A 19,848-nucleotide genomic window follows, 5' to 3' on the forward strand; every position below is an offset into this window, starting at 1 on the left:
CAGGAAGAAAAGGGGGCTCAAAGGTTCTCGTCGTCGTATCCGCCGTAGAAGTGCGCACCGTCGAACCCGGGAACCGAGTCCTTCAGCGACAGGCCGAGGGAGACGAGCTTGTCGCGCACCTCGTCGACCGACTTCTGACCGAAGTTGCGGATGTTCATGAGCTGCGTCTCCGACAGGGCGACGAGCTCCGAGACCGTGTTGATGCCTTCGCGCTTGAGGCAGTTGTACGAGCGCACCGACAGGTCGAGGTCCTCGATCGGCATCGACAGCTCGTTGGTGAGGACCTCCGCGACCGGAGCGGGTCCGATCTCGATGCCCTCGGCCTCGACGTTCAGCTCGCGGGCGAGACCGAACAGCTCGGTGAGCGTGCGGCCGGCCGACGCGACGGCGTCGCGAGCCGAGATCGACGACTTCGTCTCGACGTCCAGCACCAGCTTGTCGAAGTCGGTGCGCTCACCGGCACGAGTCGCCTCGACGCGGTAGCTGACCTTCAGGACGGGCGAGTAGATCGAGTCGATCGGGATCTGACCGGCCTCGGCGTACTCGTTGCGGTTCTGCGTCGCCGAGACGTATCCGCGGCCGCGCTCGATGACGAGCTCGAGCTCGAACTTGGCGCTGTCGTTGAGCGTCGCGATGACGAGGTCGGGGTTGTGCACCTCGACACCGGCCGGCGCGGAGATGTCGGCGGCGGTGACCTCACCGGCGCCGGTCTTGCGCAGGTACGCGGTGATGGGCTCGTCGCGCTCGGACGAGACGACGAGCTGCTTGATGTTGAGGATGATCTCGGTGACATCCTCCTTCACGCCCGGGATGGTGCTGAACTCGTGCAGCACGCCGTCGAAGCGGATGCTGGTGACTGCGGCGCCGGGGATCGACGACAGCAGGCTACGGCGCAGTGCGTTGCCGATCGTGTAGCCGAAGCCGGGCTCGAGCGGCTCGACGACGAAACGGCTGCGGAATTCGCCGATCTTCTCCTCGGTCAGAGTGGGACGCTGTGCGATGAGCACTATGTGTTCCTTTCAGTCACGTGCCCGCTATATGACACGTGCGATTCAGTGAGGTATTGAGTTTTCACAGAAAACGACGGAGTCCGGATGCCGCGTGGTGCGGCATCCGGATCCGTGTCGGCTCAGACGCGACGGCGCTTGGGGGGACGGCAGCCGTTGTGGGCCTGGGGAGTGACGTCCTGGATGGACCCCACCTCGAGGCCGGCGGCCGTCAGCGAGCGGATCGCGGTCTCGCGGCCCGAACCCGGGCCCTTGACGAAGACGTCGACCTTCTTGACGCCGTGCTCCTGCGCCTGACGCGCAGCGGACTCGGCGGCCATGCCGGCGGCGTACGGGGTCGACTTGCGCGAGCCCTTGAAGCCGACGCCACCCGAGGATGCCCAGCTGATGACGGCGCCCGACGGGTCGGTGATCGAGACGATCGTGTTGTTGAACGTCGACTTGATGTGGGCGTGGCCCAGCGCGATGTTCTTCTTCTCCTTGCGGCGCGGCTTGCGCGCTGCGGACTTGGCCTGTGCCATGTGCGTGTTCTCCTAAACCTGTGGGGGCCGCGCCTTAGCGCGCCTTCTTCTTGCCGGCGACGGTGCGCTTGGGACCCTTGCGCGTACGCGCGTTGGTCTTGGTGCGCTGGCCGCGCACAGGAAGGCCACGACGGTGGCGGATGCCCTCGTAGGAGCCGATCTCGACCTTGCGGCGGATGTCGGCGGCGACCTCGCGGCGGAGATCACCCTCGACCTTGTAGTTGCCTTCGATGTAGTCGCGGAGGGCGACGAGCTGGTCGTCGCTGAGGTCCTTGACGCGGATGTTCTCGTCGATCTGCGTCGCCGCGAGGATCTCGTTCGAACGGGTACGGCCCACGCCGAAGATGTACGTGAGGGCGATCACCACGCGCTTGTCGCGCGGGATGTCAACGCCGGCAAGACGTGCCATGCGGGTCTCCTAGGAGTATTCGAAGGTGTGGAGCAGCACCGGTGCCCGGGCCTTCGTCCCGAGGTGTCCCCCGCCGGCGGACCGGTCGGGTTCTGGTGCTGCTGGAAGATGTTGAGTTGTATTCGACCGGTGCCGCGCGGACGCGGCATCCGATCAGCCCTGGCGCTGCTTGTGACGCGGGTTCGACTTGCAGATGACCATGACGCGACCGTGGCGACGGATGACCTTGCAGTGGTCGCAGATGGGCTTGACGGAGGGGTTGACCTTCATGATTTCCTGATTCGCTGTCTTCGCCGGCGGGCCGGAGCCCGGGGCGTTACTTCTCGACCGGAGCGCTCTGAGCTCAGCGGTAGCGGTAGACGATGCGGCCGCGCGTGAGGTCGTAGGGGCTGAGCTCCACGACGACGCGGTCCTCGGGGATGATGCGGATGTAGTTCTGCCGCATCTTGCCCGAGATCGTTGCGAGGACCTTGTGTCCGTTGCTGAGCTCGACGCGGAACATCGCGTTGGGCAGAGCCTCGGAGATCACGCCCTCGATCTCGATGACACCGTCTTTCTTGGCCATACGCTCGCTTACAGTTGTGCAGACCGGTCGGTCTGCGTTGGATGGGATGTTGGTGACACGCCGATGAAGGCGCAACGCACCAAAGATCAAGCATACGCGCTACCGCACGCCCCCACAACTCGCCGTATCTCTCCCGGCGCGTCGCCCCCTCCCCCCTCCCCCCCCTCCCCCCTAGCCGGCCCCGCGCTCCCCGGCCTGCGCGCGAGACTCGGTTCCTGCCGCGAGACTCGCCCTGTGCCGCTGATTTTCACCGCGCGCGACGATTCTCAGCGAGCGAGGCGGCGCGGAGGGGGTGGCGGGCGCGTGGGGGCTTCTCCAGAGGGGCGGGTGGGAGCGGCAGGCACCACAGGTCCGGGGGGAGCGGCCTGACATGGCGGCGGCCGGGGGCATGCTCGAGGCCATGCCGCCGCTCTCGCCAACCGCACCCGCTGCGCCCGTCGCCGTGGTGACCGCACGCGACATCCGCGCGCTCTCGCTGCCGACGCGCGGTCTGCTCCGGATAAGGCACGGCGTCTATGTCGCGCGGGAGCTCTGGGACGCCGCACCGCCCTGGGAGCGGTATCGCATCCGGGTCGCGGCGTTCCGACTGAGCGATCCCGCAGCGATCCTCGCGTTCGAGTCCGCTGCCGTCGCGCTCGGTCTCCCCGTATTCGATGAGCCGCGAGACATCCATGTGTTCGCGCCCGAACGCGGGAGCTCGACGCGCTACGGGGACATCTGCGTCCACACGAGCCGCGACGATCGGCAGATCGTCGATACGCCGCTCGGGCAGGCGACCGCACTCGCCGACACCGTCGTCGATCTTGCCCGCGTCCTTCCGCCTGCGCAGGCCCTCGCCGTGGCGGATGCCGCGGCGTCACCGTTCCAGCGCGCAAACGCGTCATTCCGAACCGACCCCGGCGCCGTCTCAGCCCTCGTCGCCGCGCGGATCGACCGTCGGGGCCGAGCTCGCGTGCGGTGGGTCTGCGAGCGAATGGACGGCCGCGCCGAGTCCACTCTCGAGAGCATGAGCCGCGCCGCGATCGAATGGTATGGGTTCGAGAGCCCCGAACTGCAGCGCGAGTTCCGGTACGAGGGCCACCACGACCGGGCCGACTTCCTCTTCCCGTCCGTCGGCGCCATTGGGGAGGCGGACGGCTGGTCGAAGTACGGCCTGCTCGACGCCGCGGAGGCCGCCTCGAGGATGGCCGCCGAGAAGCGTCGCGAAGACCGTCTCAGATGCGCCGGGCATCCCTTCGCCCGGTGGGAGCACCGGGACGTCGTGGCGACCGGACGCCTCGAGCGCATCCTGCTCGATGCCGGCGTCCGCCGCCTCCGGGCACCGCATCCCGCCTACCTCGCCACCCTGAGCAGCAATCCGCGCGCACGTCGGCGAGAACCTCCGCCTGCGCCGAGAGTCACTCGCTGACGGTGAGTGTCACCGCGCGGTGCGATTCTCGCGAGCTCCGAGCCCGAGGCGGGTCAGTTGAAGAGCGAGGCGAAGGAACCGACGGCGGGGATGCTGCTGTTGGCGATCGTCTCGCCGTTGACCGCGAGCGTCGGGGTGCCGATCCCCTGCGACCCGGGCTGGATCGGGGTGTTCTTGGTCATCGAGGTGACGTAGTCGCCGAAGGTGCGGTCGGTCACGCACGAGTCGATGCCCGTGACCCCGACGTCGGAGGCGATCGCGAGGATCTCGTCGTCGGTCAGCCCGGTCGACTGCTCGGCCGGCTGCTTCTCGAACATCTCCTGCATGAACGGGTACGCGGCATCCGGGTCCGCCTCGGCGACGCAGTACATGGCGTTCGCCGCGCGGGTCGAATACTCGGTTCCCTGCGAGTAGCGATCGAGGATCGAGATGGGGTGGATGTTGAGCGTGATCGTGCCTTCGTCGACGAGATCGGTGATCTCGGGCCCGTAGGTCGTCTCGAACTGACCGCAGATCGGGCACATGAAGTCGATGTAGGTGTCGAGCGTCTGCGATCCCTCGCCGACGGCGACCGCGCCGGTCTCCTGGTCGATCCCCGCGCCGGACGGCGGCGTGCCGGGGTCGGTCGCGGCGTTGTTCATCCAGACGACCAGCGCGACCACGAGGGCCACCACCACGACGACGGCCGTCGAGATCCAGATCGCGAACCAGTTGGTCTTACCCGTGGCAGCCGCCATCACACTTCTCCAGCCGAATACTCAGACGATTTCCGTAGGCACGATTCCATACGGTGCGAGTCCCGCGGCGCCACCATCGGGGGCCGTGAGAACCCAGATGCCCCCATCATGCACCGCGACGCTATGTTCCCAATGAGAGCCATCGGTGCCGTCGACGGTCGACACGGTCCAGTCATCGTCCTCGGTGAAGGTCTCCTCGGATCCGGCGACGACCATCGGCTCGATCGCGAGGACCAGACCGGGCTTCACCTCGGGGCCGAGGTCCGCCACGCGGTAGTTGAAGACCGAGGGAGCCTCGTGCATCTTCCGTCCGATGCCGTGCCCGACATAGTCGCGGAGGATGCCGTATCCCTCCCCCGAGCTCTCGATGGACGTCTGGATCGCGTCGCCGATCTCTCCGATGTGCCGGGCGTGCGCGAGAGCGGCGATGCCGGCCCAGAGCGACTGCTCGGTCACGTCCGACAGGCGCTGGCGCGCAGCCACGAGCTCGGGACGGTCGGGATCCGGAACGACCACGGTGAACGCCGAGTCGCCGTTCCAACCACGGAACTGGGCTCCGGCGTCGATCGAGAGGATGTCACCCGGTTCGAGGGGGCGCTCGTCGGGGATGCCGTGCACCACCGCCGCGTTCACCGACGCGCACACGGTGTGCCGGTACCCGCGGACGAGCTGGAAGTTCGACTCGCCGCCGCGGGAGCGGATGACCTCATCGGCGACGGCGTCGAGTTCCAGCGTCGTCACGCCGGGAGCGATGCGCTCGCGGACGGCTCGCAGCGCCTCGGCCGTGATGAGACCGGGCTCGATCATCGCCCGCAGCTGCGCGGGCGACTTGTAGATCGAACGGCGCCCGATCACGCCGTGATGCCGCGGGCGGCCAGAGCTGCGGTGATGCGCTCGGTGATCTCATCGAGCGAGCCGACGCCGTCGACCTCGTCGACGATGCCCCGCTCGCGGAACACGTCGAGGATCGGTGCGGTCTCGCGCTCGTAGATCGCGAGCCGCTTGGCGATCGACTCCTCGTTGTCGTCGGCGCGCCCCTGCTCGGCGGCGCGCTTGCTGAGGCGTGCGATCGACTCCTCGCGCGGCACGACGAGCTCGATGACCGCCGTCAGCTCCTCGCCGCGTCCGCTCAGGAAGGCGTCGAGGTCGCCGACCTGGCCGAGGTTGCGGGGGTACCCGTCGAGGAGGAAGCCCGGAGCCGCATCCGCCTGCTCGAGCCGGTCACGGACGATCGCGCTCGTCAGCTCGTCGGGGACGAGGTCCCCCGCGTCGATGATGGCCTTGACCTGCGTGCCCAGCTCGGTTCCCTCCGCGACGTTCGAGCGGAAGACGTCGCCCGTGGAGACGGCCGGGATGCCGAGAGCCCCGGCGATGCGGACGCCCTGCGTCCCCTTGCCCGACCCCTGGGGCCCGACGATGAGCAGACGCGCCGCCGTCATCGCAGCAGCCCTTCGTAGTGGCGCTGCTGGAGCTGCGCATCGATCTGCTTCACGGTTTCGAGGCCGACGCCGACGATGATCAGGATCGACGCACCACCGAACGGGAAGTTCTGGTTGGCGCCGACGGTCGCGAGCGCCAGCAGCGGCAGCAGCGCGATGAGGCCGAGGTAGACCGAGCCGGGAGCCGTGATGCGGGTGAGGACGTAGTCGAGGTACTCGGCGGTGGGACGTCCCGCTCGGATGCCGGGGATGAACCCGCCGTACTTCTTCATGTTGTCGGCGACGTCGACCGGGTTGAAGGTGATCGCGACGTAGAAGTACGTGAAGCCGATGATCAGCAGGAAGTACACCGCCATGTAGAGCGGGTGGTCGCCGGTCGTGAAGTACTGCTGGATCCACGCGACCCAGCCGGGGACGTTGCCGTCGGCGTCGGGGGTCTGGTTGAACTGCGCGATGAGCGCCGGGATGTACAGCAGCGACGAGGCGAAGATGACCGGCACCACACCGGCCATGTTGACCTTGATCGGGATGTACGTGTTCGTGCCGCCGTACGTGCGACGACCGACCATGCGCTTCGCGTACTGGACCGGGATGCGCCGCTGCGACTGCTCGACGAACACCACGAGGGCGACGACGGCGATGCCGACGGCCAGGACGAGGAGGAAGATCTCGAAGCCGCGCGCGACGGCGATCGACCAGAGCGCGGCCGGGAAGGTCGCCGCGATCGAGGTGAAGATGAGGATCGACATGCCGTTGCCGACACCGCGCTCGGTGACGAGCTCGGCGAACCACATGATGAGGCCGGTGCCGGCGGTCATCGTGATGATCATGAGGAGCTGGGCGTACCAGGCCTCGGAGGTCAGCACCTGCTCGCACTCCGGGATGCCGGTGACGCCGAACAGCTGGCCCGAACGGGCGACCGTCACGAGAGTCGTCGACTGCAGCAGCGCGAGGGCGATCGTGAGGTAGCGCGTGTACTGCGTCAGCTTCGCCTGGCCCGACTGGCCCTCCTTGTAGAGGGTCTCGAAGTGCGGGATGACGACGCGCAGCAGCTGCACGATGATCGTCGCGGTGATGTAGGGCATCACGCCGAGGGCGAAGATCGACAGCTGCAGCAGGGCGCCGCCCGAGAACAGGTTCACCAGCGACAGGAGTCCCTGTGCGGTTCCGCTCTGATCGAGGCAGCTCTGCACGTTCGGGAAGTTCACGAACGGCGTCGGCACGTGCGCGCCCAGGCGGTAGATGGCGATGATCGCCAGGGTGAAGCCGATCTTCCGCCGAAGGTCCGGTGTGCGGAAGACCCGCGCGATGGCGCTGAACAAGTGGATTCCTCCCAGGGATGGGCGGCGTCTCGGGACGACACCGTCACTCAGGGTATCCCAGGATGTTCACAGGCGTGCGCCCGGGATACGACGAAGCGAGGGCCGGAGCGAACTCCGGCCCTCGCTGGCGACTTACTTGATCGAGCCGCCCGCTGCGACGATCTTCTGCTCGGCAGAGCCCGAGACCTTGTCGACCGACACGTTCAGCGCGACCGAGATGTCGCCGGTGCCGAGCACCTTGACCTTCTCGTTCTTGCGGACGGCACCCTTGGCGACCAGGTCGCCGATGGTGACGTCGCCGCCCTGCGGGTAGAGCTCCGCGAGCTTGTCCAGGTTCACGACCTGGTACTCGACGCGGAACGGGTTCTTGAACCCGCGCAGCTTCGGGGTGCGCATGTGCAGCGGCATCTGCCCACCCTCGAAGCCGGCCTTGACCTGGTACCGAGCCTTCTGACCCTTGGTACCGCGGCCTGCCGTCTTACCCTTCGAGCCCTCACCGCGACCGACACGGGTCTTCGCGGTGTTGGATCCGGGAACGGGACGCAGGTGGTGCACCTTCAGCACACCGGGACGAGCGACCGGAGCCGCCGCCTTCTTGTCGTCCTTCTTCTCAGCCATCAGTCGATCTCCTCAACCTTCACGAGGTGCGCGACGGTCTTGACGTAGCCGCGCGTCTGCGCGTCGTCGGGACGAACGACCGAGTCGTTGATCCGCTTGAGACCCAGCGAACGCAGCGTGTCGCGCTGGTTCTGCTTCTCACTCACCTTGGACTTGACCTGCGTGACCTTCAGTCGAGCGGCCATCAGGCACCTACCTTCTGCGCAGCGATCGCGTCGGCCTCGGCGCGCACGAGGCGAGCCGGTGCGACCTGGTCGAAGTCCAGGCCACGGCGTGCGGCGACCGCACGGGGCTCCTCGAGCTGCTTCAGCGCCTGGACGGTCGCGTGCACGATGTTGATCGTGTTCGACGAGCCGAGCGACTTCGACAGGACGTCGTGGATGCCGGCGCACTCGAGCACGGCGCGGACCGGACCACCGGCGATGACACCGGTACCGGCGGCGGCGGGGCGCAGGAGCACCACGCCGGCAGCGGCCTCACCCTGCACGGGGTGCGGGATGGTCGAGCCGGAGCGCGGAACGCGGAAGAAGTTGCGCTTGGCCTCTTCGACACCCTTCGAGATCGCCAGGGGGACCTCGCGGGCCTTGCCGTAGCCGACGCCCACCAGACCGTTGCCGTCGCCGACGACCACGAGAGCGGTGAAGCTGAAGCGACGACCACCCTTCACGACCTTCGACACGCGGTTGATGGTGACGACGCGCTCCAGGAACTGGCTCTTGTCGGCGTCGCGCGCACCGCGGTCGCGGTTGTTGTTGCGCTCGCGGCTGCCGCGGCGGGGCTCACGGGCCTCGCGCTCGACGGGAGCCGTGGCTGCAGCCTCGGTGGTGGCCTGTTCGGTCACAGGGTTCTCTCCGTTGTTGTTGGTCACTGCATCGCTCACAGGTTCAGACCTCCCTCGCGAGCGCCGTCGGCGATCGCTGCGACACGGCCCGCGTAGCGGTTGCCACCGCGGTCGAACACGACGTCCGCGACGCCGGCCGCCTTGGCGCGCTCGGCGACGAGCTCGCCGACCTTACGGGCCTTGGCGGTCTTGTCACCGTCGAACGTGCGCAGGTCGGCCTCGAGGGTCGATGCGGACGCAACGGTGTGGCCCTTGGCGTCGTCGACGAGCTGGACGAAGACGTGGCGGGCGGAGCGGGTCACGACCAGACGGGGACGTGCCTCGGTGCCCACGATCTTCTTGCGAAGGCGGGCGTGGCGACGCGCACGGGCGTCGGACTTGGTCTTGAGAGCCATGGTTACTTACCACTCTTTCCGGCCTTGCGGCGCACGACCTCGCCCGCGTACCGCACACCCTTGCCCTTGTACGGCTCGGGCTTGCGGATCTTGCGGATGTTGGCAGCTGCCTCGCCGACGGCCTGCTTGTCGATGCCGCTGACCGTGAGCTTGTTGTTGCCCTCGACGGTCAGGGTGATGCCGGACGGCGCCTCGACCAGGACCGGGTGCGAGAAGCCGAGCGCGAACTCGACCGACGACCCCTTCTGGGCGACGCGGTAACCGGTGCCGACGACCTCGAGGCCCTTGGTGTAGCCCTGGGTCACGCCGATGATGTTGTTGTTGATCAGGGTGCGGGTCAGGCCGTGCAGGGCACGCGACTCGCGCTCGTCGTCCGGGCGGGTGACGAGAACCTGGTTCTCCTCGACCTTGGCCTCGATGGGCTTGGCGACGGTTAGCCGCAGCTCGCCCTTGGGGCCGGACACGACGACGTCCTGTCCGGCGACCGAGACGGTCACTCCGGCAGGGATGTCAATGGGAAGACGTCCGATACGCGACATCAGATCACCACACGTAGGCGAGGACTTCCCCGCCGACGCCCTTCGACTCGGCCTGGCGGTCCGTGAGGAGGCCAGAGGAGGTGGACAGGATCGCGACGCCCAGGCCGCCGAGGACCGTGGGCAGCTCGGTCGACTTCGCGTACACGCGGAGACCGGGCTTGGAGACGCGCTTGATGCCGGCGATCGACCGCTCGCGGTTCGGGCCGTACTTCAGGGTCATGGTGAGGGTCTGGCCGACACGGGCGTCGGAGACCTCCCAGCCGGAGATGTAGCCCTCCTGCTGGAGGATCTCGGCGATGTGGGTCTTGAGCTTGGAGCTCGGCAGCGCGACGGTGTCGTGGTGCGCCGAGTTCGCGTTGCGCAGACGGGTCAGCATGTCTGCGACCGGGTCTGTCATCGTCATAGGTTGATTCCTTCGATCATGAGGTTTCGACTGCCGTTACACGACAGGCGACCTTCGATGAATGTCCATATTCACTTGTGCAGTCGTTCGGCCCCGGAGCATGCCCCGAGGCCGAACGATCGATTGTACCGGATTACGCCTGGGCGTCGTCCGACTTGAAGGGGAAGCCGAGCTGGCGCAGCAGCGAGCGACCCTCGTCATCCGACTTCGCCGTGGTGACGATCGTGATGTCGAAGCCGCGCACGCGGTCGATGCGGTCCTGGTTGATCTCGTGGAAGACCGCCTGCTCCTGCAGACCGAACGTGTAGTTCCCGTGGCCGTCGAACTGCTTGGGCGACAGACCGCGGAAGTCGCGGATGCGGGGCAGAGCCAGGTTGACCAGGCGGTCGATGAACTCCCACGCGCGGTCGCCACGGAGCGTGACGTGCGCACCGATGGCCTGACCCTCGCGCAGCTTGAACTGCGCGATGGACTTGCGGGCCTTGGTGACGACGGGCTTCTGACCGGTGATCTTGACCAGGTCGTCGACGGCGCCATCGATCACCTTGCTGTCGCGAGCTGCCTCGCCGACACCGGTGTTCACGACCACCTTCACGAGACCGGGGATCTGCATGACGTTGGCGTAACCGAACTCGTCCTGCAGAGCCTTCTTGATCTCGGCCTGGTACTTCTGCTTCAGGCGGGGCTGGATCTTGCCAGCCGCCGCGGCAGTGGTGCTGCTCATATTCAGAGGTCCTTGCCGCTCTTCTTCGCGTAGCGCACGCGGACCGTGCGCTTCACGCCGTCCTTCGTCTTCTCCTCGACGCGGTGACCGACGCGGGTCGGCTTCTTCGTCTCGGGGTCGACCAGCTGGACGTTCGAGATGTGGATGGGGGCTTCGAAGGTCTCGATGCCGCCCGTCTTGGTGCCGCGCTGGGTCTGGCCCACGCGGTTGTGCTTGGTGACGTAGTTCACGCCCTCGACGATGACGCGGTTCCGCTCGACGAGGACCTCGAGGACCTTGCCCTGCTTGCCGCGGTCTCCGCCGCGCTCGGGCTTGGCGCCCGTGATGACCTGAACCAGGTCGCCCTTCTTGATCTTCGCCATGATCAGATGACCTCCGGTGCGAGCGAGACGATCTTCATGAACTTCTTGTCGCGAAGCTCACGACCGACCGGCCCGAAGATGCGGGTGCCGCGGGGCTCCCCGTCGTTCTTCAGGATGACGGCGGCGTTCTCGTCGAACTTGATGTACGAGCCGTCGGGACGACGGGTCTGCTTGACGGTGCGGACGATGACGGCCTTGACGACATCGCCCTTCTTGACGTTGCCGCCCGGGATCGCGTCCTTGACGGTCGCCACGATGATGTCGCCGACTCCGGCGTACCGGCGGGCGGAGCCGCCGAGCACGCGGATGGTGAGCAGCTCCTTGGCGCCGGTGTTGTCGGCGACCTTGAGTCGGGATTCGGTCTGGATCATGAGATCACTTCGCCTTCTCGAGGATCTCGACCAGACGCCAGCGCTTGGTGGCGCTCAGCGGGCGAGTCTCGTTGATGAGGACGAGGTCGCCGATGCCGGCCGTGTTGCCCTCGTCGTGGGCCTTGACCTTCGACGTGCGGCGGATGACCTTGCCGTAGAGCGGGTGCTTCACGCGGTCCTCGACCTCGACGACGATCGTCTTGTCCATCTTGTCGCTCACGACGTAGCCGCGGCGCGCCTTGCGGTAACCGCGGGCCTGGGGGTCGCGGACGTCGTGCTCGCCGTGCTCGTGGCCCTCGGCGACAGCCTCAGCGGCGTTCTTGTCGGTAGCCATTACTCGGTCTCTTCCTTCGCGGCCGCGGGGGCGTCATCCGCCTTCTTGGCCTTGGTCTTCTTCGCCTTCGGCGCCTCGGCGACGGGCGTGGCACGGATGCCCAGCTCGCGCTCGCGGATCACCGTGTAGAGCCGCGCGATGTCGCGCTTGACCGCACGGATGCGGCCGTGGCTCTCCAGCTGGCCGGTCGCCGACTGGAAGCGCAGGTTGAACAGCTCTTCCTTGGCCTTGCGCAGCTCCTCGACGAGGCGCTGGTCTTCGAACGTATCGAGCTCGCTCGGAGCGAGCGTCTTGGTGCCGACAGCCATTACGCGTCGCCCTCCTCGCGCTTGATGATGCGTGCCTTGAGCGGCAGCTTGTGAATGGCTCGGGTCAGGGCCTCGCGAGCGAGCTCCTCGTTGACACCGGCGACCTCGAAGAGGACGCGACCCGGCTTGACGTTGGCGACCCACCACTCCGGCGAACCCTTACCGGAACCCATGCGGGTTTCGGCCGGCTTCTTCGTGAGCGGGCGGTCGGGGTAGACGTTGATCCACACCTTTCCACCGCGCTTGATGTGACGGGTCATCGCGATACGAGCGGACTCGATCTGACGGTTCGTCACATAGGCGGGGGTGAGGGCCTGGATGCCGTACTCGCCGAAGGAGACCTTCGTGCCGCCGGTGGCCTGGCCGTCACGCTTGGGGTGGTGCTGCTTGCGGTACTTGACCTTGCGGGGGATAAGCATCAGGCCGACGCTCCTTCTGCCACGGGGGCCTCGTTGCGGGGACCGCGACGACGGTCGCCGCCACGGTCATCGCGACCGCGCGAGGACTTCGGCGCGTTGGCCTGCTCGCGAGCGAGCTCCTTGGCCGTCAGGTCGCCCTTGTAGATCCAGACCTTCACGCCGATGCGGCCGAAGGTGGTCTTGGCCTCGTAGAAGCCGTAGTCGATGTTCGCGCGGAGGGTGTGCAGGGGCACACGGCCTTCGCGGTAGAACTCCGACCGGCTCATCTCCGCGCCGCCGAGACGGCCCGAGACCTGGATGCGGATGCCCTTGGCGCCGGCGCGCTGAGCGCCCTGCAGGCCCTTGCGCATCGCGCGGCGGAAGGCCACACGTGCGGAGAGCTGCTCGGCGATGCCCTGAGCGACGAGCTGAGCGTCGGCCTCGGGGTTCTTGACCTCGAGGATGTTCAGCTGGATCTGCTTGCCGGTCAGCTTCTCGAGGTCGGCGCGGATGCGCTCGGCCTCGGCGCCGCGGCGGCCGATCACGATGCCCGGGCGGGCGGTGTGGATGTCGACGCGCACGCGGTCACGGGTGCGCTCGATCTCGATGTTGCTGACACCGGCGCGGTCGAGCGACGTGGTCAGCAGACGACGGATCTTGATGTCCTCGGCGACGTAGTCGGCGTAACGCTGGCCCGGCTTGGTCGAGTCGGAGAACCAACGCGACACGTGGTCAGTCGTGATGCCGAGGCGGAAGCCGTACGGGTTGACTTTCTGTCCCATTACTTGCTCGCCTTCTTGCTCGTACCGGCGGCCGCGGCATCCGCGCCCTCCGGCGTCGACAGCACGACCGTGATGTGGCTCGTGCGCTTCTTGATCTGGAAGGCACGACCCTGGGCGCGGGGCTGGAAACGCTTGAGCGTCGTGCCCTCGTCGACGTACGCGTTCTTCACGTACAGGTCGGCATCGTCCAGGAACTCGTTGTCCTTGTCGGCCTTCACGCGAGCGTTCGCGACCGCCGAGGCGACGAGCTTGTAGATCGGCTCGCTGGCGCTCTGGGGGGCGAACTTCAGGATGGCGAGAGCCTCCTGAGCCTGCTTGCCCTTGATGAGCGCGACGACACGACGAGCCTTCTGAGGGGTCACGCGGATGTGCTTCACGCGTGCGGTGGATTCCACCATGTCTCTCCTCCTCTGTCCTCTCTAGACAGCCACCGCGTCAGCGGCGGCGGCCCTTCTTGTCGTCCTTCACGTGGCCGCGGAAGGTGCGGGTGGGCGCGAATTCGCCCAGCTTGTGGCCGACCATGGTCTCGGACACGAACACGGGGATGTGCTTGCGTCCGTCGTGCACGGCGATCGTGTGGCCGAGCATGGCCGGGATGATCATCGAACGGCGCGACCAGGTCTTGATGACGTTCTTGGAGCCGGCTTCGTTCTGCGCGACCACCTTGCGAAGCAGGTGCTCGTCGACGAAGGGGCCCTTCTTCAGGCTGCGAGGCATCTTCCTCTACTCCTACTTGCGCTTCTTGCCGGCGTTACGGCGGCGGACGATGTACTTGTCGCTCTCCTTGTTGGGGTGGCGGGTGCGACCCTCAGCCTGGCCCCAGGGAGTGACGGGGTGACGGCCACCGGAGGTCTTGCCCTCACCACCACCGTGCGGGTGGTCGACCGGGTTCATCGCGACACCGCGGACCGTCGGGCGCACGCCCTTCCAGCGCTTGCGGCCGGCCTTGCCCCAGTTGATGTTCGACTGCTCGGCGTTGCCGACCTCGCCGATGGTCGCGCGGCAGCGCGCATCGACGTTGCGGATCTCGCCCGAGGGCAGACGCAGCTGGGCGTAGGGGCCGTCCTTCGCGACCAGGCGCACGCTGGTGCCGGCCGAGCGTGCCATCTTCGCGCCGCCGCCGGGACGGAGCTCGATGGCGTGGATGACCGTACCGGTGGGGATGTTGCGCAGCGGCAGGTTGTTGCCGGGCTTGATGTCGGCGCCGGCACCCGACTCGACGACATCGCCCTGCGACAGCTTGTTCGGCGCGAGGATGTAGCGCTTCTCGCCGTCGAAGTAGTGCAGGAGCGCGATGCGCGCGGTGCGGTTGGGGTCGTACTCGATGTGCGCGACCTTGGCGTTGACGCCGTCCTTGTCATTGCGACGGAAGTCGATGACGCGGTACTGACGCTTGTGGCCACCGCCGATGTGGCGGGTGGTGATGCGGCCCTGGTTGTTGCGGCCACCGGTCTTGGCGAGCGGGCGGAGGAGCGACTTCTCGGGCGTCGATCGGGTGATCTCGGCGAAGTCGGCCACCGACGAACCGCGGCGACCCGGGGTCGTGGGCTTGTACTTGCGAATAGCCATGTTCGTTGTCCTCTATCCCGACCGTCAGCCGACTGCCGTGAAGATGTCGATGGTGCCCGACTTCAGGGTGACGATGGCGCGCTTGGTGTCCTTGCGCTTGCCGGTGCCGAAGCGGGTGCGACGGGTCTTGCCCGCGCGGTTGAGCGTGTTGACCGCGGCGACCTTGACACCGAAGATCTTCTCGATCGCGAGCTTGATCTCGGTCTTCGACGCACGGGGGTCCACGAGGAACGTGTACTTGCCCTCGTCGATGAGCCCGTAGCTCTTCTCGGAGACGACCGGCTTCAGGATGATGTCGCGCGGGTCCTTGTTGACGTCGGTCATGCCGAGACCTCCTCGGTGGCGCCGGCCTTGGACGCGACGAACGCGTCGTAGGCGGCCTTGGTGAAGACGAGGTCGTCCGAGACGAGCACGTCGTAGGCGTTGAGCTGGTCGAAGGTCAGCACGTGGACGTAGGCGAGGTTGCGCACGCTCTTGACGGTGATCTCGTCACCGCGCTCGATCACGACGAGGACGTTCTTCGTCGCGCTCAGACCGGCCAGCACGGATGCCGCGGCCTTGGTCGAGGGAGCTCCCTCGACACCGAACGAGTCGATGATGTGCAGACGCTGGCCGCGAGCACGGTCGCTGAGCGCTCCGAGGAGAGCCGCGGCGACCATCTTCTTGGGGGTGCGCTGCGAGTAGTTGCGCGGCTTGGGGCCGTGCACGATGCCACCACCGGTCATGTGCGGCGCGCGGATCGAGCCCTGACGGGCGTTACCCGTGCCCTTCTGCTTGAAGGGCTTGCGGCCGGCGCCCGAGACCTCACCGCGACGCTTGGTCGAGTGGGTGCCCTGGCGAGCCGCCGCGAGCTGCGCGACGACGACCTGGTGGATGAGGGGGACGTTGGTCTTGACGTCGAAGAGCGCGGCGGGCAGCTCCACGGAGCCGGCCTTATTGCCGGAGGCGCTCCGGACGTCGAGCGCGAGAGTCGAGTCAGCCATGATCAGGCACCCTTCACAGCGTTGCGGACGTAGACGATGCGGCCGCGGGCACCGGGGACGGCGCCCTTGACGAGCAGCAGACCCTTCTCGGCGTCGACGGCGTGCACCGTGAGGTTGAGGACGGTCACACGCTCGCCACCCATGCGGCCGGCCATGCGCATGCCCTTGAAGACGCGGCTGGGCGTCGACGAGGCACCGATGGAACCGGGCTTGCGGTGGTTGCGGTGAGCACCGTGCGAGGCCGAGACGCCCTTGAAGTTGTGGCGCTTCATGACACCCGCGGTGCCCTTGCCCTTGCTGGTGCCGACGACGTCGACCAGCTGGCCGGCCTCGAAGGTGCCACCGGCGGTGAGCTCCTGACCGAGTGAGTAGTCAGCAGCATCGGCCGTGCGCACCTCGGTGAGGTGGCGACGCGGGGTGACGCCGGCGGCCTCGAAGTGGGCCGTGAGGGGCTTGTTGACCTTGCGGGGGTCGATCTGGCCGGCAGCGATCTGGACGGCCGAGTAGCCGTCCTTCTCGAGCGTGCGCAGCTGGGTGACCACGTTCGGCGCGATCTCGATGACCGTGACGGGAACGAGCTTTCCCTGCTCGTTCCAGACCTGCGTCATGCCGAGCTTGGTGCCGAGGAGGCCCTTGGAAACCTTGGAGTTGATGTCAGCCATGTCGAACCTCAGAGCTTGATCTCGATGTTGACGTCGGCCGGGAGGTCGAGGCGCATGAGCGAGTCGACGGCCTTCGGCGTCGGGTCGACGATGTCGATCAGACGCTTGTGAGTGCGCATCTCGAAGTGCTCGCGGCTGTCCTTGTACTTGTGGGGCGACCGGATGACGCACACGACGTTCTTCTCGGTCGGAAGCGGCACGGGGCCGACGACGGTCGCGCCCGCACGGGTCACGGTGTCGACGATCTTGCGGGCCGAGGTGTCGATGACCTCGTGGTCGTACGACTTCAGGCGAATGCGGATCTTCTGTCCCGCCATTTGTCTGCTCACTCTCTGTATCGCGTCTTACGTCTCGCTGGTCGCGAGCGCATTGGACGCCCGGTGGCGCTGATCGCGCCGGGCACTTCTCATCGCCGAGACGATGATGCGCACCACTGTTCTGATGTCAAACCCGCGGGTCTCCCCGCGGTTCCGCACCGCGCGCACGCGCGCATCCTGTCTCCAGGTGGTGTGGGGTTGGATGTTCGTCTGCCCGTGGCCTAGGACTCTGCGCTCGCGCGCCGCCTATGCACTGTCGTGGCAGTGATCCGGGATGCCGGGCACCCGTCGGAGTGTGGAACCTGACTAGTCTACGTGTCGCCCGGGCGTGTCGCAAACCCGGGCGTGTCGGAAGGTGCGCTATCGGCGTGTCGTGTCGACGGCGTGCGCGGGGACCGCGGCGCGACGGGTCGACCCGACAGCCAGACGTACCCCGCGGTGACGACGAGGACACCGCCGGAGATGACCGCCCACCAGGGGAAAGTCGGAATCTCCGGGCGCTTGCCGGCGTCGGCGAGATCGTCGATGGGGGTCGGGATGATGCGCTCCCCCGTGACGAGGATGCGGTGGGTGTTGACGCCCAGCGGCGTGCACGTCACGAGCGTCATGAGGTCTTCTCCCAGCCGCGGCACGAGGGACTCGGTCTGCTCGGGTTCGACGACCTGCGTCTCGATGACGCGGTACGACACCACCTCGCCGAAGACCTCGACGGTGAAGGTGTCTCCCTCCTCGACGCGGTCGAGGTGCGTGAACAGCTCCGCTGTGGCGAGGCCGCGGTGGGCGGTGAGCACGGAGTGCGTCGACGCGCCGCCGACCGGCAGGGCGGTGCCCTCGAGGTGGCCGACGCCGTGGGCGAGGACGGGGTCGCTCGTCCCGTGGTAGATCGGCAGGTCGACGTCGATCGCCGGGATGCGCAGCCGCGCCATGAGGCCCTCGGCGTCGCCGCGAAGCTGCGTGGCGTACGCGTCGCCCTGGTCGGGCGCATCGGCGAGCGGAAGCCGCTCGTTGGCGGCGATCTGCGCGCCGCCGGCGGTCATCGCCGCGTTGTAGGCGCGTGCGGCCGTGAGCTGGTCGCGGAGGGTGTCGGCTCCGAGATCCCGGATCTGCGAGGAGTAGCCGTCGATGCGCTGGGACTGCTCGTACTGGCTGAACCAAGCCGCGATGGAGGGGTAGAGGAGGAGGCCGGCAGCCGCGACGGCCCCGAAGGCGATGAGGAGCGAGGCGACCGACAGTCGCCATCGTGAACGACGACGGAGCTCCCCCCGGGTGGGGAGCTCCGCCGTCGTCGTCACAGTGATCCGAGGTTACGACAGGGCGCTCAGGCGACCGGCGCCGCGGCCTCGGTCGCGCGACGGCGTGCCACGACGATCGCGGCGCCGACGACGATGAGCAGAAGCGCGCCGCCGCCGACACCGAACCAGAGCGCGCCGTCGCCACCGGTCAGCGGCAGCTGCCACGCGGGGACCTGTACGTGCGGGACGGTGAGGTAGTTCTGCACCGGCGCCGACACCGAGGTGGGGCCCGCCACGACGCCCACGGACTGGATCGCCGGGGTGGGGATCTGGAAACCGGCGGGCGGGGTGATCTCGCGGACGAAGTACGTCCCCGGGACGAGCGCCGGGATGTTGATCTGGCCGTCCGGGCCCGAGGTCCACTGCGAGACGCCGCCGATCGACACGGGGTTGGTGCCCGCGTTCGCATCGGCCTCGGTGAGGAACAGCTGGAACACGGCTCCGGCGAGCGGCGTCTGCTGCGAGCCGCCGGCGACCGGCGGGGCGGCGTACGCGAAGACCGTCAGCTCACCGATCGGGGTGGTGCCCGTCACGGTCTCGGTGGCGCCGTTGACGATCGAGCTCGCGGTGTTGACGATCAGACCGTTCGCGGGGACGTCGACGGCGCGGGTGAGCACCGTGAAGGTGACCGAGCCGCCGCCGTTGGCCTGAAGCTTGGTGCGGCCCGCCGGGGTGAAGGCGACGGTCTGCGTCGTGCCGGCCGTCGTGATCGTGTAGTCCGAGGCCACGAGCGCGAGGTTCCCGCCGGCGGCGGTCGTCGCCGTGACACTCGTCGGCGCGACACCGGCGGGCGGCGTGGCGACGAAGGTCAGCTCGGGGGCGAGCTCGTCCGTCAGGCTGAACTGGCTGAGCGGCGTCCCGGCCGGCAGGGTCGGGATCGTCGAGGAGATCGCCCAGCGGACGAGGTCGGGGTTGCGGGCCTCCACCGAGCCCGGCGCGGGCGCCACCCGGTTCTTGGTGAGGTCGCTGACCGAGTTCTTCGGGTACACGTGGACGTCGTAGATCCAGTCGTTCGCCGGGGTGCCGAACTGGCCGGTGGGGAACGGCAGGCTGACCAGGAACGGCGCGACCGGGTCGGTCACGTCTCCGGGCGTCGCCGTCTCGGCCACGTAGTACAGACCGACGTCGAGCGAGGAGAACGTCGCGATGCCCGCGGCGTTCGTCGTCACCACGGTCGGCGCCCCGTCGGCCAGGGCGGCGGCGGCGGGGATGTTCGCGTTGAGCTGGCCCGCCTGGGTCCAGCCGGCGGGCGTCGTGATGTCGACGCTCGTGATCTCGCGCACGGTGAACTCCGCCCCCTCGAGCGGGATGCCGCCGGGCACGCCGCCCGGGATGAGCTGGCCCGTGCCGGGCGCCTGCGGGCTGTTCGGCGCGAGCTGGTACTTGTGGATCGTCAGGGTGCGGGGGATCGACTCGTCGATGTTGCCGGGCACGGCACTGGCCGGAACGGCGCTGCCGAACACGGCGACCGCGCCGAGGGCGAGCGCGCCGATCACGGCACCCGCCCGCTTGGCGAAGGTTCTGGTCATGGTCATTCTCCTG

General features: G+C 67.8%; 32 protein-coding genes. 1 reads left to right on the forward strand and 31 read right to left on the reverse strand.

Annotation, left to right across the window (positions count from 1 at the left end; translation table 11 throughout):
• Nucleotides 1–17 precede the first annotated feature (17 nt).
• The 5 genes from F6B42_RS00165 to infA form a co-directional block, all read right to left on the reverse strand.
• Nucleotides 18–1,007 carry a DNA-directed RNA polymerase subunit alpha gene (locus F6B42_RS00165; RefSeq protein ID WP_150417593.1) on the reverse strand — a complete coding sequence of 330 codons (990 nt, stop codon included), beginning with the start codon at nucleotides 1,005–1,007 and terminating at the stop codon, nucleotides 18–20.
• Nucleotides 1,008–1,129: 122 nt separating this feature from the next.
• The gene (gene rpsK / locus F6B42_RS00170) at nucleotides 1,130–1,528 is read right to left on the reverse strand and encodes a 30S ribosomal protein S11 (RefSeq protein WP_023954078.1); all 399 of its coding nucleotides are present in this window, start codon (nucleotides 1,526–1,528) and stop codon (nucleotides 1,130–1,132) included.
• A gap of 34 nt (nucleotides 1,529–1,562) precedes the next feature.
• On the reverse strand, nucleotides 1,563–1,937 hold the full coding sequence (gene rpsM, locus F6B42_RS00175; protein ID WP_150417594.1) for a 30S ribosomal protein S13: 375 nt from the start codon (nucleotides 1,935–1,937) through the stop codon (nucleotides 1,563–1,565).
• Between the two features lie 153 nt (nucleotides 1,938–2,090).
• Nucleotides 2,091–2,207 (reverse strand): 50S ribosomal protein L36, encoded by a 117-nt coding sequence (gene rpmJ, locus F6B42_RS00180; RefSeq protein ID WP_005050492.1) that lies wholly within the window; start codon nucleotides 2,205–2,207, stop codon nucleotides 2,091–2,093.
• 73 nt (nucleotides 2,208–2,280) lie between these two features.
• The gene (infA, locus tag F6B42_RS00185) at nucleotides 2,281–2,502 is read right to left on the reverse strand and encodes a translation initiation factor IF-1 (RefSeq protein ID WP_017201569.1); all 222 of its coding nucleotides are present in this window, start codon (nucleotides 2,500–2,502) and stop codon (nucleotides 2,281–2,283) included.
• A 370-nt stretch (nucleotides 2,503–2,872) separates the two neighbouring features.
• Between infA and F6B42_RS00190 the strand changes: the two genes are divergently transcribed.
• Nucleotides 2,873–3,910: a hypothetical protein gene (locus F6B42_RS00190; protein WP_150417595.1), complete on the forward strand. Its 1,038-nt coding sequence runs from the start codon at nucleotides 2,873–2,875 to the stop codon at nucleotides 3,908–3,910.
• 53 nt (nucleotides 3,911–3,963) lie between these two features.
• On the opposite strand, the gene F6B42_RS00195 is transcribed toward F6B42_RS00190, so the two are convergent.
• The 26 genes from F6B42_RS00195 to F6B42_RS00320 all read right to left on the reverse strand — a co-directional run bounded on the left by F6B42_RS00195 (nucleotide 3,964) and on the right by F6B42_RS00320 (nucleotide 19,835).
• Complete coding sequence (locus tag F6B42_RS00195; RefSeq protein ID WP_191089221.1) at nucleotides 3,964–4,647, reverse strand: DsbA family protein; 684 nt, start codon at nucleotides 4,645–4,647, stop codon at nucleotides 3,964–3,966.
• A gap of 21 nt (nucleotides 4,648–4,668) precedes the next feature.
• A complete protein-coding gene (gene map, locus F6B42_RS00200) occupies nucleotides 4,669–5,502 on the reverse strand; it encodes a type I methionyl aminopeptidase (protein ID WP_191089222.1) in 834 nt (277 codons plus the stop codon).
• Entirely contained in the window at nucleotides 5,499–6,086 is a 588-nt protein-coding gene (locus F6B42_RS00205) for an adenylate kinase (RefSeq protein ID WP_150417597.1), read from the reverse strand. Before F6B42_RS00205 ends, map begins: the two co-directional genes overlap by 4 nt.
• Nucleotides 6,083–7,408, reverse strand: a complete 1,326-nt coding sequence (gene secY / locus F6B42_RS00210) for a preprotein translocase subunit SecY (RefSeq protein WP_150417598.1) — start codon at nucleotides 7,406–7,408, stop codon at nucleotides 6,083–6,085. The genes F6B42_RS00205 and secY overlap by 4 nt, the downstream gene beginning before the upstream one ends.
• Before the next feature lie 132 nt (nucleotides 7,409–7,540).
• Nucleotides 7,541–8,026 carry a 50S ribosomal protein L15 gene (rplO, locus tag F6B42_RS00215; protein ID WP_150417599.1) on the reverse strand — a complete coding sequence of 162 codons (486 nt, stop codon included), beginning with the start codon at nucleotides 8,024–8,026 and terminating at the stop codon, nucleotides 7,541–7,543.
• Nucleotides 8,026–8,211, reverse strand: coding sequence for a 50S ribosomal protein L30 (rpmD, locus tag F6B42_RS00220; RefSeq protein ID WP_150417600.1), 186 nt, complete (start codon nucleotides 8,209–8,211; stop codon nucleotides 8,026–8,028). Before rpmD ends, rplO begins: the two co-directional genes overlap by 1 nt.
• Nucleotides 8,211–8,906, reverse strand: coding sequence for a 30S ribosomal protein S5 (gene rpsE, locus F6B42_RS00225; protein ID WP_150417601.1), 696 nt, complete (start codon nucleotides 8,904–8,906; stop codon nucleotides 8,211–8,213). Before rpsE ends, rpmD begins: the two co-directional genes overlap by 1 nt.
• Nucleotides 8,903–9,262, reverse strand: coding sequence for a 50S ribosomal protein L18 (gene rplR / locus F6B42_RS00230; RefSeq protein ID WP_150417602.1), 360 nt, complete (start codon nucleotides 9,260–9,262; stop codon nucleotides 8,903–8,905). The genes rpsE and rplR overlap by 4 nt, the downstream gene beginning before the upstream one ends.
• A gap of 2 nt (nucleotides 9,263–9,264) precedes the next feature.
• A complete protein-coding gene (gene rplF, locus F6B42_RS00235; RefSeq protein ID WP_150417603.1) occupies nucleotides 9,265–9,801 on the reverse strand; it encodes a 50S ribosomal protein L6 in 537 nt (178 codons plus the stop codon).
• 4 nt (nucleotides 9,802–9,805) lie between these two features.
• Complete coding sequence (gene rpsH / locus F6B42_RS00240) at nucleotides 9,806–10,204, reverse strand: 30S ribosomal protein S8 (protein ID WP_150417604.1); 399 nt, start codon at nucleotides 10,202–10,204, stop codon at nucleotides 9,806–9,808.
• Between the two features lie 133 nt (nucleotides 10,205–10,337).
• Complete coding sequence (gene rplE, locus F6B42_RS00245) at nucleotides 10,338–10,928, reverse strand: 50S ribosomal protein L5 (RefSeq protein WP_150417605.1); 591 nt, start codon at nucleotides 10,926–10,928, stop codon at nucleotides 10,338–10,340.
• 2 nt (nucleotides 10,929–10,930) lie between these two features.
• Nucleotides 10,931–11,290, reverse strand: coding sequence for a 50S ribosomal protein L24 (gene rplX / locus F6B42_RS00250; protein WP_150417606.1), 360 nt, complete (start codon nucleotides 11,288–11,290; stop codon nucleotides 10,931–10,933).
• 2 nt (nucleotides 11,291–11,292) lie between these two features.
• Complete coding sequence (gene rplN / locus F6B42_RS00255; RefSeq protein ID WP_150417607.1) at nucleotides 11,293–11,661, reverse strand: 50S ribosomal protein L14; 369 nt, start codon at nucleotides 11,659–11,661, stop codon at nucleotides 11,293–11,295.
• 4 nt (nucleotides 11,662–11,665) lie between these two features.
• Nucleotides 11,666–11,995, reverse strand: coding sequence for a 30S ribosomal protein S17 (gene rpsQ, locus F6B42_RS00260; RefSeq protein ID WP_150417608.1), 330 nt, complete (start codon nucleotides 11,993–11,995; stop codon nucleotides 11,666–11,668).
• Nucleotides 11,995–12,303, reverse strand: coding sequence for a 50S ribosomal protein L29 (gene rpmC, locus F6B42_RS00265; RefSeq protein WP_150417609.1), 309 nt, complete (start codon nucleotides 12,301–12,303; stop codon nucleotides 11,995–11,997). Before rpmC ends, rpsQ begins: the two co-directional genes overlap by 1 nt.
• Nucleotides 12,303–12,722, reverse strand: coding sequence for a 50S ribosomal protein L16 (gene rplP / locus F6B42_RS00270; protein WP_091500777.1), 420 nt, complete (start codon nucleotides 12,720–12,722; stop codon nucleotides 12,303–12,305). The genes rpmC and rplP overlap by 1 nt, the downstream gene beginning before the upstream one ends.
• Nucleotides 12,722–13,483: a 30S ribosomal protein S3 gene (gene rpsC, locus F6B42_RS00275; protein WP_150417610.1), complete on the reverse strand. Its 762-nt coding sequence runs from the start codon at nucleotides 13,481–13,483 to the stop codon at nucleotides 12,722–12,724. Before rpsC ends, rplP begins: the two co-directional genes overlap by 1 nt.
• Nucleotides 13,483–13,881 (reverse strand): 50S ribosomal protein L22, encoded by a 399-nt coding sequence (gene rplV, locus F6B42_RS00280; RefSeq protein WP_150417611.1) that lies wholly within the window; start codon nucleotides 13,879–13,881, stop codon nucleotides 13,483–13,485. The genes rpsC and rplV overlap by 1 nt, the downstream gene beginning before the upstream one ends.
• 37 nt (nucleotides 13,882–13,918) lie before the next feature.
• Nucleotides 13,919–14,200: a 30S ribosomal protein S19 gene (gene rpsS, locus F6B42_RS00285; RefSeq protein WP_023954043.1), complete on the reverse strand. Its 282-nt coding sequence runs from the start codon at nucleotides 14,198–14,200 to the stop codon at nucleotides 13,919–13,921.
• Nucleotides 14,201–14,212: 12 nt separating this feature from the next.
• Entirely contained in the window at nucleotides 14,213–15,052 is an 840-nt protein-coding gene (rplB, locus tag F6B42_RS00290) for a 50S ribosomal protein L2 (protein WP_150417612.1), read from the reverse strand.
• Between the two features lie 24 nt (nucleotides 15,053–15,076).
• On the reverse strand, nucleotides 15,077–15,376 hold the full coding sequence (gene rplW, locus F6B42_RS00295; RefSeq protein WP_150417613.1) for a 50S ribosomal protein L23: 300 nt from the start codon (nucleotides 15,374–15,376) through the stop codon (nucleotides 15,077–15,079).
• Nucleotides 15,373–16,035 (reverse strand): 50S ribosomal protein L4, encoded by a 663-nt coding sequence (gene rplD / locus F6B42_RS00300; RefSeq protein WP_150417614.1) that lies wholly within the window; start codon nucleotides 16,033–16,035, stop codon nucleotides 15,373–15,375. Before rplD ends, rplW begins: the two co-directional genes overlap by 4 nt.
• 2 nt (nucleotides 16,036–16,037) lie before the next feature.
• Nucleotides 16,038–16,697: a 50S ribosomal protein L3 gene (gene rplC / locus F6B42_RS00305; RefSeq protein WP_150417615.1), complete on the reverse strand. Its 660-nt coding sequence runs from the start codon at nucleotides 16,695–16,697 to the stop codon at nucleotides 16,038–16,040.
• A gap of 8 nt (nucleotides 16,698–16,705) precedes the next feature.
• Nucleotides 16,706–17,014: a 30S ribosomal protein S10 gene (gene rpsJ / locus F6B42_RS00310; protein WP_017201594.1), complete on the reverse strand. Its 309-nt coding sequence runs from the start codon at nucleotides 17,012–17,014 to the stop codon at nucleotides 16,706–16,708.
• 311 nt (nucleotides 17,015–17,325) lie between these two features.
• Nucleotides 17,326–18,306, reverse strand: a complete 981-nt coding sequence (locus F6B42_RS00315; protein WP_223878259.1) for a class C sortase — start codon at nucleotides 18,304–18,306, stop codon at nucleotides 17,326–17,328.
• A gap of 26 nt (nucleotides 18,307–18,332) precedes the next feature.
• On the reverse strand, nucleotides 18,333–19,835 hold the full coding sequence (locus F6B42_RS00320) for a SpaH/EbpB family LPXTG-anchored major pilin (RefSeq protein WP_150417616.1): 1,503 nt from the start codon (nucleotides 19,833–19,835) through the stop codon (nucleotides 18,333–18,335).
• Between the last annotated feature and the right edge of the window lie 13 nt (nucleotides 19,836–19,848).

Origin of the sequence: Microbacterium radiodurans (assembly GCF_008710705.1) — a bacterium.
GTDB lineage: Bacteria > Actinomycetota > Actinomycetes > Actinomycetales > Microbacteriaceae > Microbacterium > Microbacterium radiodurans.